Annotated in this window: 16 protein-coding genes and 1 pseudogene; 14 read left to right on the top strand and 3 right to left on the bottom strand. The window is 38.1% G+C overall.

What is annotated here, in order from left to right; genetic code table 11:
- Positions 1 to 121 precede the first annotated feature (121 nt).
- A complete protein-coding gene (locus FC84_RS09235) occupies positions 122 to 337 on the top strand; it encodes an IS3 family transposase (RefSeq protein ID WP_083479600.1) in 216 nt (71 codons plus the stop codon).
- 138 nt (positions 338 to 475) lie between these two features.
- On the opposite strand, the gene FC84_RS08245 is transcribed toward FC84_RS09235, so the two are convergent.
- On the bottom strand, positions 476 to 1,003 hold the full coding sequence (locus FC84_RS08245) for an HdeD family acid-resistance protein (protein ID WP_057757694.1): 528 nt from the start codon (positions 1,001 to 1,003) through the stop codon (positions 476 to 478).
- Between the two features lie 160 nt (positions 1,004 to 1,163).
- Entirely contained in the window at positions 1,164 to 1,535 is a 372-nt protein-coding gene (locus FC84_RS08240; protein ID WP_057757691.1) for a hypothetical protein, read from the bottom strand.
- Between the two features lie 288 nt (positions 1,536 to 1,823).
- Here FC84_RS08240 and FC84_RS08235 point away from each other — a divergent pair, with 288 nt between their 5' ends.
- From FC84_RS08235 to FC84_RS08190, 10 genes and pseudogenes are all read left to right on the top strand, one after another.
- Positions 1,824 to 2,849 carry a YdcF family protein gene (locus FC84_RS08235; RefSeq protein WP_083479602.1) on the top strand — a complete coding sequence of 342 codons (1,026 nt, stop codon included), beginning with the start codon at positions 1,824 to 1,826 and terminating at the stop codon, positions 2,847 to 2,849.
- Between the two features lie 590 nt (positions 2,850 to 3,439).
- Positions 3,440 to 4,918, top strand: a complete 1,479-nt coding sequence (locus FC84_RS08230) for an ABC transporter permease (RefSeq protein ID WP_057757685.1) — start codon at positions 3,440 to 3,442, stop codon at positions 4,916 to 4,918.
- 12 nt (positions 4,919 to 4,930) lie between these two features.
- A pseudogene (locus tag FC84_RS08225) lies at positions 4,931 to 5,591 on the top strand (ABC transporter ATP-binding protein).
- 170 nt (positions 5,592 to 5,761) lie between these two features.
- Positions 5,762 to 6,382 (top strand): glycerol-3-phosphate acyltransferase, encoded by a 621-nt coding sequence (locus FC84_RS08220; RefSeq protein ID WP_057757682.1) that lies wholly within the window; start codon positions 5,762 to 5,764, stop codon positions 6,380 to 6,382.
- Positions 6,383 to 6,435: 53 nt separating this feature from the next.
- Positions 6,436 to 6,849 (top strand): arsenate reductase (thioredoxin), encoded by a 414-nt coding sequence (arsC, locus tag FC84_RS08215; protein ID WP_057757678.1) that lies wholly within the window; start codon positions 6,436 to 6,438, stop codon positions 6,847 to 6,849.
- Positions 6,842 to 7,381 carry a DNA-3-methyladenine glycosylase I gene (locus FC84_RS08210; RefSeq protein ID WP_236697762.1) on the top strand — a complete coding sequence of 180 codons (540 nt, stop codon included), beginning with the start codon at positions 6,842 to 6,844 and terminating at the stop codon, positions 7,379 to 7,381. Before arsC ends, FC84_RS08210 begins: the two co-directional genes overlap by 8 nt.
- Positions 7,382 to 7,576: 195 nt before the next feature.
- Positions 7,577 to 8,266 carry a 2,3-diphosphoglycerate-dependent phosphoglycerate mutase gene (locus tag FC84_RS08205; RefSeq protein ID WP_057757675.1) on the top strand — a complete coding sequence of 230 codons (690 nt, stop codon included), beginning with the start codon at positions 7,577 to 7,579 and terminating at the stop codon, positions 8,264 to 8,266.
- 117 nt (positions 8,267 to 8,383) lie between these two features.
- Positions 8,384 to 8,857, top strand: coding sequence for a VanZ family protein (locus FC84_RS08200; protein WP_057757672.1), 474 nt, complete (start codon positions 8,384 to 8,386; stop codon positions 8,855 to 8,857).
- A gap of 154 nt (positions 8,858 to 9,011) precedes the next feature.
- A complete protein-coding gene (locus FC84_RS08195) occupies positions 9,012 to 9,464 on the top strand; it encodes a MarR family winged helix-turn-helix transcriptional regulator (RefSeq protein WP_057757669.1) in 453 nt (150 codons plus the stop codon).
- An 18-nt stretch (positions 9,465 to 9,482) separates the two neighbouring features.
- Positions 9,483 to 9,998, top strand: coding sequence for a GNAT family N-acetyltransferase (locus tag FC84_RS08190; RefSeq protein ID WP_057757667.1), 516 nt, complete (start codon positions 9,483 to 9,485; stop codon positions 9,996 to 9,998).
- Here FC84_RS08190 and FC84_RS08185 read toward each other — a convergent pair.
- Positions 9,991 to 10,833 (bottom strand): LysR family transcriptional regulator, encoded by an 843-nt coding sequence (locus FC84_RS08185; RefSeq protein ID WP_057757664.1) that lies wholly within the window; start codon positions 10,831 to 10,833, stop codon positions 9,991 to 9,993. The genes FC84_RS08190 and FC84_RS08185 overlap by 8 nt on opposite strands.
- A gap of 124 nt (positions 10,834 to 10,957) precedes the next feature.
- Between FC84_RS08185 and FC84_RS08180 the strand changes: the two genes are divergently transcribed.
- From FC84_RS08180 to FC84_RS08170, 3 genes are all read left to right on the top strand, one after another.
- Positions 10,958 to 11,956, top strand: coding sequence for a TDT family transporter (locus FC84_RS08180; RefSeq protein ID WP_057757662.1), 999 nt, complete (start codon positions 10,958 to 10,960; stop codon positions 11,954 to 11,956).
- A gap of 144 nt (positions 11,957 to 12,100) precedes the next feature.
- Entirely contained in the window at positions 12,101 to 12,649 is a 549-nt protein-coding gene (locus FC84_RS08175) for a dihydrofolate reductase family protein (RefSeq protein ID WP_057757660.1), read from the top strand.
- A gap of 35 nt (positions 12,650 to 12,684) precedes the next feature.
- Positions 12,685 to 13,332: a YczE/YyaS/YitT family protein gene (locus tag FC84_RS08170; RefSeq protein ID WP_057757656.1), complete on the top strand. Its 648-nt coding sequence runs from the start codon at positions 12,685 to 12,687 to the stop codon at positions 13,330 to 13,332.
- The last annotated feature ends 107 nt before the right edge of the window (positions 13,333 to 13,439 follow it).

The following is a 13,439-nucleotide window of genomic DNA, read 5'->3' as shown; positions in this document are numbered from 1 at the left end:
TAAATACATTAGAGCAATTAGACAATTTATCGGGAAACACAATCTTGCATAGTGATTAAGGCTCAACTTATACATCACGCGAATTTTTTGAAATGGCACGCAAAAAGGCGTTATCCGCAGTATGTCCCGTAAAGGAACACCAGCGGATAACGCACCAATAGAATCGTTTCACTCCTGCCTAAAGGTTGAAACATTCTACAACCATAAGGAACCGATAGGTTCCAATAACATTGTAATAGAAATGGTCAAAAACTACATTAGTTTTTGGAATAATAAACGTATATTTACAAAATTAGGCAATCAATCTCCTGTAGACTACAGAAAATCAATTGCCTAATGTAGAAAGCTGCTTTTATTTATATGTTTCAAAAAATAGTTGCAGTTCCGATCAATTAATCTGAACCGGCTTTTCTAGTTATTTACCAGCGAATCTTTTCACTTAAATCCGGGTCATCAACCCGTTGTTTTCCGCACTTCACTTAAATAATCTGGTGCCGAAGATTTCTGCGATGCCCATGACGATTAAGAGCCAACCGAAGATGGCAAAGAGAACGGTCAACGACTTAAAAGGATTGAAGATCATGACGACAGCGGCAACAATGATCAAAGCGCCGTAGACGTAGTTCATAACTGGACTCACGTTTACATATTGGCGATTGTTGCGGATTTGCATGATGTAATTAATACCGTGGACTAATAGGCCAATCCCAATAACGAAAGGTAAAAGGCTAAGTAGTGATTTAGCGAATAACCAGACGAATAGCGCACCAACTAGCTCGGTAATCCCTAAAATCATCGCACTGTTTAGTGACTCACCTTTTTGATGTGTTTTGAGACCTGTCACTAAGCTATAAATACCTAGAATAGCTAAATATAAGGCGATTAACTGAATACTAATGTTGATCATCATTGCGGGCTTAAAAGCGATTAAGATCCCCAAAATGATAAAAGCTGCGGCACGTAGCCACATGTTACGTTTAATGTTTTTAACTAAATTATCCATCTGCTAACCTCCATGTTCATTCTTATTTTCTCATCTTCAGTAGTGGGACTCATCAATCTCGGGACTGATCTTTGGGTGGCAATAGCATGAAGTTGGCCCAAGTTAGGAATGATGAACAATCGTGCCTAACTTGAGCCACTTGACGATCCTTAATTAAACTTTAACGGGTGCCGTATTTATTCCAACTACCACCTGGTGTTCTGACTGCAATCTTTTTAATCAATTGTTTGTACCAATCATGCCAAGCGTTGCTACTAGTTAATTCAGTAACAGCTGGTTCAGCGGCGATAATATTATTAGTAAGGCCAGTTAATTCAGTACTCCGTGCCTCAACTAGTTTTTCAATTAATTGATCGTTAGGAACTTGAGGTGCCAATTCCAAGAAGTGATTGATTTCTGCCATCTGCTCTTTTGAATCAAAAGTGGCCAATGAATCCAATTCGCCGTTTTTGAATAGTGATAAATAAAACTCGAGAAACGCGTGTGCGACGCGATCAGTTTGATAATTTTTAATGTCGATAACTTTTGCCATAAGGTGAACCTCCCCATACTATGAATATCTACTATTTCATTATAGTCTTAACTATGGTGTTTGGTAAGAAAAGTGCTGATTTTAGCGATGATTACTGAAAATACTAAGCATTTTGCGTTAAATAGTGAATCATATCGTCAGGTCCAAGAAGTGGTACAGATTTTTGGTCTAAACGTTGTTATGATAAAATGAGATTAGAAATATTCAGCGGAGGTCGTTATTTTGGAACAACTTGCGAATGCCTCACTTGGGCGGTTAATTGGTGCGGTTTTAATTGTTGGTGCTATTATGTTAGTTTTTCTGGGCATCTTTTTATACAGTTGGTTAAGAGAACCACGACGTTTAATTAATGGTATTTTATTTTCAATGTTTTTTGGTGTTTTTTTAGTTTGGTTAGCTGTTTTAATTTTTAATACGGATAATGAAGTGTTTATTACATTTATGGGGCTGCTCTTTCTAGCTCTGGTTGGGGTCATCTTGCTGACTTTGATTATGGGGTGGGCGTTACTGCTCTGGAACGCAGCGATTGTCTGGAAGCGTGAAAGTCATACTTTGGCTAATATGTTAACGTTGTTCTTAGCTTTATTTTTAATTGCTATTTGGGCCTTTAACTTATTGAACACAAGTCGTTTCTTGCCAGCTTGGTTGAACGTTTTGCTGGGGGCTATTCCCACGATTGGCACTTATCTCGTTTTTTGTAGTTATAATTTTCTACTTAATGTGTTGCTGTATCAATTCGTGCCGCGTAATTATCGACAAGATTATCTTATCGTATTAGGCGCCGGTTTAATTGATGGGCATAAGGTTTCGCGGTTACTAGGTAGTCGAATTGATCGGGCCTTAGTTTATGCTAAGAAACAAGAAAAAAAGGGACGACCGCTACCAAAGATTGTTTTTTCCGGTGGTCAAGGTGCCGACGAGCAGTTACCTGAAGCTAAGGCGATGGCCGATTATGCTGTTGCTCACGGTTGGCCAGCAGAATTGGTGTTACTAGAAGATAAATCCAAAAACACCTTACAAAATATGGCATTCTCTAAAGAAATTATCGCCGCCGATTTTGGCTCGGAGCAAGAACCACGTATTAAGTTCTTCACGAATAACTATCACACTTTCCGAGCTGGTTTGTATGCTAAAATGGCTAATCTAAAAGCAAATGGCGTCGGTTCAAAGGTGCGCTTATATTTCCTTCCCAACGCTTTGATTCGCGAATTCGTAGCTGTTTTCCTCTTAAATAAACGGCGCCACATGATTGTGATTTCGGCTATCCTGGTTATAACGCTGTTCGCCACAATTATTACAGTGATCAGTCACTAATGGTTTAACAATTAAATGATATGATTTAAATCCCCAGTAACTATTCATAAATAGTTGCTGGGGATTTTTTTGAATGATTATCGGTGAGAAAGACACAAAAAATTCAAAATTAACGCGTGAAAAATACAAAGTTGAATCACAGATTGATCGCTTTTATTAAGTAATCTAGAGGATGTTATGAAATAACGATTTGTTTTACTTACTTGTGACTTGTAAATGTGTTCGTCGTACTTGAGCAGTTTCTCATAAGGTAGCTGTTGTCAACATCTCTGCGAGTTTTTAACCCCAGCTACCTTATGGGGCTAGCTCACCCAGTACGACTCACGACTTGTATAGTGTCCGTAAGTATTGAAAGTTATAGCTAAGATCGAAAAAGATAAAATCTTAAGAACAAGATTTAACTTTTTCAACGCTTAGCTAAAGCTTTCACCCATACTTACTCACAACTTGTATTAATAGTGTTCGCGGTCGCAATGACTAGCTGATAAGACGAATCATGACGAAAATTAAAAACAAAATTTTGTCGTGATTTGTCTTATCCGTACGTCACTAGACGCGCCCGCTCACACCTTGTATTTAGGAGGTTTTTTATGAATTTTATTAAACGTGCTTGGTTAAGTTTAATAGCTAAGAAGGGGCGGTCGTTCCTGTTAATTCTCGTGACTTCAGCGATTATGCTGTTTGTCTTAGCCGGATTATTAATTCGCAATGCCGCCGATGCTGCGACTAGCAATGCTAAGAAAAACGTTGGTGCCACATTAACTTTGTCTGCCAACCGAGAAGCGGCCTTTAAGAAGATGCGCCAAGGGGCAACCGGTGGCACGAAACCTTCGTTGTCAATGACGCCAGTTAAGTTAAGTGATGTTAAGCAGATCGCCAACTTAAATAATGTTGAGAGTTACAATTTAACATCAACGACTTCTGTTAATGCCCAGAGTTTTGAAGCAATTTCGACCTCGTCATCTTCTGGGCAAAGTGTCATGCAAGGTGGCGGTAATATGCCTGGTGGCGATGACAAAATGACAAATAGTCAAGGTGATATTGCCGTTACAGGTGTTTCTGCGACAAGTTTGACAAGCAACTTTACTGATAATAATTATCAGATTACTAAGGGCCGTGGTATTAAGGCTTCTGATGCCAATACAAACAATATTATCATTGAATCTGAATTGGCTAAACAAGAAGGTCTTAAAGTTGGCGACACAGTTAAAGTTAAAGCTACTTCTGGTAGTAAGACTTATCAATTAACAATTGTCGGTATTTATAAGGCGCCGTCAACCAGTACTTCCACACAAATGGGGCCTGGTGCCACAGATCCTGCCAATACCATTTACAGTTCCTACACATTAGCTAATACAATTAAAGGTAGCAAATATGCTAATACAGCTGATTCCGTTACCTTTACGGTTAGCGATCCTGCGAAGGTTAATAGTGTTAAAAAGGCTGGTAAGAAGTTAATTAACACCTCTAAATACTCATTATCTGCTAATGATGCTAGTTACCAAAGTGTGAAGTCATCAATGAACAATGTTAAGTCCTTTGCCGATAAAATTGTTTGGTTAGTGGCGATTGCTGGCACAATTATTTTAGCTTTAATTGTGATCTTGATGATTCGTGAACGCCGTTATGAAATTGGTGTCTTGCTCTCAATGGGTGAGTCACGAATGAAAATTATTGGTCAGTTCTTCATTGAAATGTTCATCGTTTTAGTAATTGCTGTTGGCGTCGCTGGTGTTGGTGGTAAATTTGTCGGTGATAAATTAGGTGAGCAATTGGTTAGTCAACAAGCTAGTTCAACGGCGTCTAATGTTAATTCACAACGTCCCGGCAACACCGATAGTGGCCAAGGTGGTCCTGGTGGTAAGGCTCCTAATGGTCAACCTGGCCGAAACGGTGGTGCCAGCTTTATGGGGAACAACAAGGCTGACAAAACTAAACTTGATGTTCAAGTGACACCAACCAACTTGGCTGAATTAGGCGGTTTTGGCTTAGCCATTATCTTTGTTTCAATTACATTAGCATCCGGTGGTATTTTACGTCTATCGCCGCGGAAGGTTTTGATTGATTAAGGAGGTCATTCAATGTTAACAACTAAAAATCTCGGTTATTGGTATGACCGTCCTGAAAATAGTCTTTTTACAGACATCAACTTGGAATTTGAACAAGGTCAATCCTATGCCATTGTTGGTCAAAGTGGCTCAGGTAAAACAACCTTCCTGTCATTAATTGCCGGTTTAGAAAAACCACGTGTAGGTGAGATCGACTATAATGGTCATTCCATTAATGACATTGGGTTAACTAAATATCGCCAACAAAACGTTTCGATTGTTTTTCAGTCTTATAATTTATTAACCTATATGTCACCGCTGAATAATTTATTAACGGCAATGGCTGTTACGAAATCTAGCCACCAAGGCAATCAGAAATATGCAAAAGACATGCTGCGTAAGCTAGGCTTGACTGATGAACAAATGACTAAGAACGTTCAACGGCTCTCTGGCGGCCAGAAACAACGCGTCGCAATTGCTAGAACTATGTGCTGTGATGCCAAATTAGTCGTCGCCGATGAACCGACCGGTAATTTGGACGAAGAAAATACCCCAAGAAGTAATCCAACTCTTCCAAGAAATCGCCCACGAACAAAATCGTTGTGTGATCATTGTTACTCATGAGCCAGATGTCGCCGCAGTTTGTGACCATGCTTATCGCTTAGCTCATCATAAATTTTCGCTAGAATCATGAGCGTATTAAAGACAGCCACAAAGTTTATCAGAAAATTCTGATCAAAATTAAAGGGGCACAATTTTAAAAATGGATTGTGACCCCTTTAAACGTATCTCTTGCCATTTTATTTAGCTAAAATTTCTATGCTATAATCAACGTAATATTAAGAGAATTGATAACAATTGTAGGTGAGAACAATCTGGACAGAAAAATTATATTGTTTATTAATCGGATATGGCTTTGGTAATTTTGTGACCGCCTATGTGATTAGTCATTGGCGCACGGGTAAAAAGCCGACTGAATTAGGTTCCGGGAATCCGGGTACGGCTAATATTGGCGCAGTCTTAGGTAAGAAGTACGGTATTTTAACCTTAGGCGGTGATTTACTCAAAACAATTTTAGCTGTGCTGATTTGTCAGTTACTTTTTCCGGATTTAGGCAATTTAGCCATTTTATACGCAGGTATCGGGACCACTTTGGGTCATAATTTTCCTGCCTGGCAAAACTTTCGCGGCGGTAAGGGAGTGGCCGTTGCCGTAGCGGTGGTAATGCTCTTTAATTTGAAGTGGGGCTTGCTGAGTTTATTGATCACATTGGCGGTGATGTTGGTGACGCAGAATTTGACCTTACCGGGAATTGTGATTTTACTGAGTTATGCGGTGATTGGTTTTAGCCAATATCAGTTAGAAGTTGGCTTAGGCTTTACGGGATTAACGTTACTGTCGATTTTTAGTTTTCGTCGTGATTTAGCTGACTTGTTCCATGGTCGTGCCAAAAAAGTCGATTGGTTGAAAAAAATTCGCCACTAATTTTAGATTGCTTCTAGTCGATAATATAAAACACAGGAAAGTAGGCGATTTTTGTGGCGCAGATTTATTTTTTATGTACTGGGAATTCTTGTCGTAGTCAAATGGCCGAAGGGTTTGCCCGTCAAATTCTACCAGCAGACTGGCAAATTGCTAGCGCCGGCTTAGAAACACACGGGCTCAATCCGTTGGCGGTTCAAGTCATGGCGGAAAAAGGACTAGATATTTCAACTTATCAATCAAAATTAATTGATCCTGAATTTTTACAGGGATGTGATTATGTTGTCACGTTATGCGGTGATGCTCGCGACCGCTGTCCTGTTGTTAGTGGTGCCGTGGTTAAACAACATTGGCCTTTAATTGATCCTGCCCAAGCAACTGGCTCAAAGTCAGCACAATTAACTGTTTTTCGTCAGGTTCGTGATGAAATCGAGGCTAACATGAAAGAATTTGCGATAACATATGGTTAAACGCGATCTGTTAAATAGCATGGATAATCAACAACAAGCTGGGGTTCGCGAATATGAGCGAATTTTCGGTCAAGCAACACATGATGACCAATTGTTATTTGAAATGTTAGTGATTGCAGTTTTTCAAGCCGGTTTAAGTTGGAAAGTAGCGGCTAATAAGATTCCGGTTTTTCGCCAAGTATTTGCAAACTTTGATCATCATCAAGTCGCAGGTTTTGACGAGCCAGAATATGAAGCATTACTGAAAAATCCCGCCATGATTCGCAATCCTCGTAAGATTAAAGCCATTATCATCAATGCTCGTGCCATTATTAAGTTAGCGCCAGAATTTAGCAGCTTTGCAGACTACTTATGGCATTTCACAGACAACAATATTTGGCAAATGGCCGTTGAGCCTGGCACACCACTGAATCAACAATCCAGTTTGGGGACAGTGGTTGCTAAAGATATGAAAAAACGAGGCTTTACTTTCGTTGGGCCAACAACCGTGCAATTATTGTTATTAGCTGCTGGTATTATTAAACGAGTTTGAAATAATGTTATGAAATTGTTGCTTTGCGCGTGTATTGCTATACTCGTTATTTGAAATATGCTCAAATTGCCAACCCGTTACTTTTTCACTCTGCTTAGAAAAGATGTAAACAAAAGGCGGCTGTAACTTGTATTTTTTCTGAAAAACAAATACAATTAATGTTGATAAATTAATCATGAAATGAGGCTAATATTAATGGCAAAATTAGTATTGATCCGTCACGGACAAAGTCAATGGAACTTATCTAACCAATTCACTGGTTGGGTTGATGTTGACCTTAGTGAAGAAGGCGTTAAACAAGCACAAAACGCTGGTAAATTAATCAAAGAAGCAGGTTTGGAATTCGACCAAGCTTACACTTCTGTATTGACTCGTGCTATCAAGACTTTACACTATGCACTTGAAGGTTCAGACCAATTATGGGTTCCTGAAATGAAGACATGGCGCTTAAACGAACGTCATTACGGTGCATTACAAGGCCAAAACAAAGCTGAAGCAGCTGAAAAATGGGGCGACGAACAAGTTCATATCTGGCGTCGTTCTTATGATACTTTACCACCATTATTGGATGCAAATGATGAAGGTTCAGCAGCAAACGATCGCCGTTATGCTAACTTGGATCCACACATCATCCCTGGTGGCGAAAACTTAAAAGTTACCTTGGAACGGGTTATGCCTTTCTGGGAAGATGAAATTGCTCCTAAATTACTTGACGGCAAGAACATCATCATTGCCGCTCATGGTAATTCATTACGTGCCTTAAGCAAGTATATCGAAAACATTTCTGATGAAGATATCATCAACTTAGAAATGGCAACTGGCGAACCAGTTGTTTACGACTTCAACGACAAACTTGAAGTACAAAGTAAGACTAAGTTAAATTAATTAGTCAAAAAGGACAATCTCGAGGGATTGTCCTTTTTTTATTGATAAAGGAGTGCAGTAACTATTAATATCATTCGTTGGGTACCATTTATTTTTATTGTCGTTTTAACGTTAATTGTGAACAACGCGCTAGTTCCTGAACACAAAAGTGGTTATCAACGTCTAACTTTATATTCAGCTGTTTTCTATTTCTTTAGTGTCGCTGTATTATGTTTTACACCGATGAGTTTTACTGGTCATACGATTCAGCCACTAATGGCAGGTTGGGGCACGGTTAATTTTGTAATCTTTCAAAGTATCGACGCGACGTTTTATTTGAATATTGTGATGGCGATTCCGTTAGGTATTTACTATGGCTTATTGATACCACGCGCTAATATTTTCAAAGTGTTTGTAGTCGGCTTGTTGGCAAGTAGTTTAGTCGAGACGGTTCAATACGTCTTGAATCATTCATTGATGTTAAACCGCAGCATGGATATTGATGACGTGATTGCTAACGTACTCGGTGTTTTAATCGGGTATATTGTTTTATGGGTGATCAGATTAGTCTTACCCAGTGTCGTGAAAAAATTTCAGTATTTCATCGAATGAATCACGGCTCTTCAATGAATGTTAAAGCATAAAAAATTACCTAGTGTGTAAGATTTTAACTCAGCACTAGGTGTTTTTTTAGATCTTTTTTTGTTGCATTTTCAACAAAAAAACTATATGATACAGTCAGTTTAAAAAGAGAGTTTGTGAGAAGATGCCAGATATTTTACGAACCGTTGGTGATATTAGTCGGGCTTTAGATGTGATCGCCAATATTGAATTTAAAGATTTAAACTTGACGAAGGGACAATACGTTTATTTAGTACGCATTGTTGAAAATCCTGGGATTATTCAAAGTCGGCTAGCTGAACTAATTAAAGTTGATCGCACAACGGTAGCTCATGCTGTCAAGAAACTTGAACATAACGGTTTAATTACACGTGAATTTAGCGATACGAATAAGAAGAATAAGGGGCTTTTTGCAACCAATCAAGGGAAAAAACTATATCCCTTGATCATTCGGGAAAATAATTATTCTAATCAAAATGCACTGGCGGGATTATCACCGGATCAAATTGACCAACTAGATCAGTTATTACAACAAGTTATGCACAATATTGAGACTGATTGGCAACAAGTCATTAGCGGTCAAAAGCGCCAATATTAAATTAAAGGAGTATCAAAAATGACAACAACTATTCGACAAATTAATCAAACTAATCTAAAGGAATTACAAAAAATAAGTCGGGAAACTTTTGCTGATACATTTGGCAAACAAAATACAGCAGCAGATCTACAAGAATACTTGGATACAGCCTACAGTGACGCTAAGTTAACCGCGGAATTACAAAATTCCGCCTCATTTTTTTATTTTATTGAGGTTGAACAAGTTTTAGCGGGCTACTTAAAACTAAATATTGATCATGCCCAAACAGAAGCAATGGGCGACCAGTCTTTAGAAATTGAGCGTATTTATATTAAACCTGAATTTAAACGCCAGGGTCTGGGCAAGCAACTTTATCAAAAAGCATTAATCGTCGCTCAACAAAAGCAAAAACAGACGATCTGGTTAGGTGTTTGGGAAGAGAATCAGCCTGCACTAAAGTTCTATCAACGTTTGGGCTTTACTCAATTTGGCGATCATGTTTTTCAACTGGGTGATGATTCACAACGTGATTTATTAATGCGGTTGTCTATTTAACATCACGATAAGTTTGGGCAACTAATTTTAATAATAGTGGTGAAATAACATTTAAAATGTTCTTGTCAAAGTTATTCAAATGCAATAAATATAGCGCCCGAACAAAGTGGGGGCCCAATTCTTGATAAGGGTAATTTTTTGGCAAAATGCTTTTAGAGACAATAGTTTCGCCAAGTCCTTGATCAACTAATTCACGGATAAGGTCATTGCGGTTTAAGACAATTGTGTGTTGCGGCATAATATCTGCTTCGCGCAAATATAATCTTGTATAGTGTTCAATGCCAGATCCTTGTTCACGGATTAGCCAAGTACCGGTATTTTTTCCAATTCGGACCAGTTGATCTGGGGCGATTTCTTTTCTAGTGATAGTGTTGGTATCAGTTAGAATCGGCTTTTCGATAATGCCGATGTCTAACTTTTTTTGTGCCATGAGTTTAGATACTGTATCAGAATTATCAACGGTAATATTCCAATCGAAGTTATTAAACTGATTCTGTATTTGGGTAACAAAACTGGTCATGATGGTTTCAGCTAACGTTTGCGAAAGTCCAATCCTAATTAGATGTTGATCCCGATTATCAACATAACGAATTTCGTCGCGTGTATTTTGCCATAGTTGGCGCAATTGAATCGCTTGTTTATAGAGAAGTTTACCAGCGTTGGTTGGTGTAATGTCATGGCGATTTGTTCGCACGAATAAGTCAGTGCCTAATTCCTTTTCAAGCTGACTAATTCGTAGAGAAACGGTCGGTTGGGTGACGAATAATTCCCGAGCTGCAATAGAGAAACTATGACTTTCATAGACATAGATAAAAGTGAGTAGTTCAGTGTTCATGATTTATTTTCCTCACAATCCAATATTAGTTATTCTTATTATAACAATAAAAAATGCTAGTTTGACTTATTAAGTTTATGATTCTAAAATTAGTGTTATCAAAACAACATTTAAGGGGAAAAATATGACAACAATTTTGAAAAAATTACCTATGGCAATTTGTGGCATGATTTTAGGTATTGCTTCACTGGGCAATTTATTTATTAGTCTACAAATGAAGCCTATCGGAACATTTTTAGGTGTTTTGAGTATGATTTTAATGTTTTTCGTCCTAGTGAAAGTTGTCTTAACCTTCAATCACGCTGTTAAAGAGATTACCAATCCAATTTCAGCAGCAACATTACCGACATTTACAATGGGATTAATGGTCATTGCAACTTATTGGGGGAACTGGGGCTTCCATACTTTTGCATTGGTTCTTTGGTGTGCAGCAATTGTTGTTCAATTGACCATCACAGCTGTTTTTGTATACTTGCATTTAATTAAGCCGGCCGTTGGTCTTGAACATGTTTATCCTAGTTGGTTCGTAACATTTGTTGGTTTTGGTGTCGCACCAGTAACAGCTAGTCAATTTATTCCTAGCATTGGCCAAGCATTATTATATCTTGCACTAGGACTTTATGTTATTTTATTACCTATTGTCATTTATCGTTTAGTAAAGCATCATGAGATGAATGAAGGTGTCTTGCCGTTCATTACAATTGTTGCAGCGCCGGCATCACTTTGTTTGACTGGTTATCTCAATACTTTTACTGAAATCAACGTTGCTTTTGCTATTGGTTTGGGCATTCTTGCCCAAGTTTTATATTTATCCACACTATTAACTATGGCACGCATTTATATTTCTGCTAAGCATTCACTTTTACATTTCTTCCCAAGTTTTGCAGCCTTTACATTCCCACTGGTTATTTCGGCAACAGGTTTGTTCACCTTGTTGAAACGATTCCCTAATGCAGCTTTAACACCGGTGTTGACTGGATTAGCTTACATTGAATTAATTGTTGCGGTCGTGGTAATTTTGTTTGTTTTAGGTCACTATTTACATTTTATGCGCGGACTAGTTAGTGAATATTTCCAAGGATCACAAGTCAAAAAGACCATTAGTCAACATCCTAGCCACTAATTAAAAAATAACAGTTTAAACACCTCTAACACTAGAGGTGTTTTTTTGTTAGGTCGGCATAAAGATCATGATGGTAGCGCGTTGTTAAAAGGGGTATTACTTTAAGCGTTTTGCTAGAATAAGGATTAAAGGATGGTGATAATAATGGCTCGTAAAGTAATTCTATTTATCGCCCAGAGTTTAGATGGTTATATTGCCCGCACAGATGGCTCAATTGATTTTTTGGAATTTAATCGTACTCACGACGATGTTGACGATGCTTATGATCGATTAATGGCTGGTGTCGACACTGTGGTCATGGGACGGACGACTTATGATCAAGTCGTTAATGAATTATCGCCTGATGTGTATCCCTATGTTGATCAGGAAAGTTATATTTTAACGACGCATCTGGATCAGCCCGCTATTCCTCAACGTCATTTTGTAAATATGAGTGTGGTTGACTTGGTACAACAATTAAAAAATCAACCCGGAAAAGATATTTGGATTATTGGCGGTAGCAGTTTATTGGCACCGTTAATAAATGCTGATTTGATTGATAGTTATCAAATTACGATTGTACCGGTTTTAATTGATTCCGGTATTCCATTATTTACTGGGGCGATTGATCAGCATGTTTTTCAATTACAATCGGCTCATAAAGTTAATAACTTTGCTTATCTAACGTATCTTAGAACTGATCAGCACGAATAAAAGATTACGAGTGACTGTTGAAAAGAGGAATACTAATGCCAACTGTAAGTAAGAGAAGTTATCGCGAAATCGGGCGACGTTCAATCATGTCTTTAATCGGGGTATTAATTTTTGCGTTAGGAGCTACGATTTTACTGGCTTCTAATTTAGGGATGGATCCTTATTCAGCGATGAATTTAGGTGTTTCCCAATTATTAGGTTGGCAATTAGGCCCTTATCAACTGCTATTGAATTTAGGTATTTTAATCGTGGTATTTTTCGTTGATCGTCACTTAATTGGGATAGGTACTATTTTTAATATGGCTTTAGTTGGTTATGAAATTCAATTTTTTAATCTCATTTTGTTGAAAAACTTACCAACGCCTAATTCATTATGGCTTCAAATTTTGTTGGCTTTTTTGGGTCTTTTAGTTTTCACGTTTGGTTTAACGATGTATCTGGTTGCTGACGTCGGTATTTCGCCCTATGATGCCATTACGCCGATGATTTTGAAAGTCTCACACTGTAAAAACTATCGACTCATTAGAATTATACAAGATGTCACGGCTATGATGATTGCGGTTTTAGTACACGGTCATTTTGGTTTAGTGACGATTATTGTAGCATTTGGTTCGGGTCCTTTCATTATTTTTTGGGAACGACATGTTTTAGGACAATTGCTAAAGAGAATCACAGTGGCGTAAAAGTTGAATTGGGTCTATAAAATTTTATCCCTTAACAACAATAAAAAACTCATCCTGTGGGCAAACAGGATGAGTCGGAAGGATAGATATATTTTTGGGTATTAATC

Origin of the sequence: Lapidilactobacillus dextrinicus DSM 20335 (assembly GCF_001436095.1) — a bacterium.
Taxonomy (GTDB): Bacteria; Bacillota; Bacilli; order Lactobacillales; family Lactobacillaceae; genus Lapidilactobacillus; species Lapidilactobacillus dextrinicus.
The sequence above is the reverse complement of the archived record's forward strand: the minus strand, read 5'-3'. Positions and strand labels throughout refer to the sequence as shown.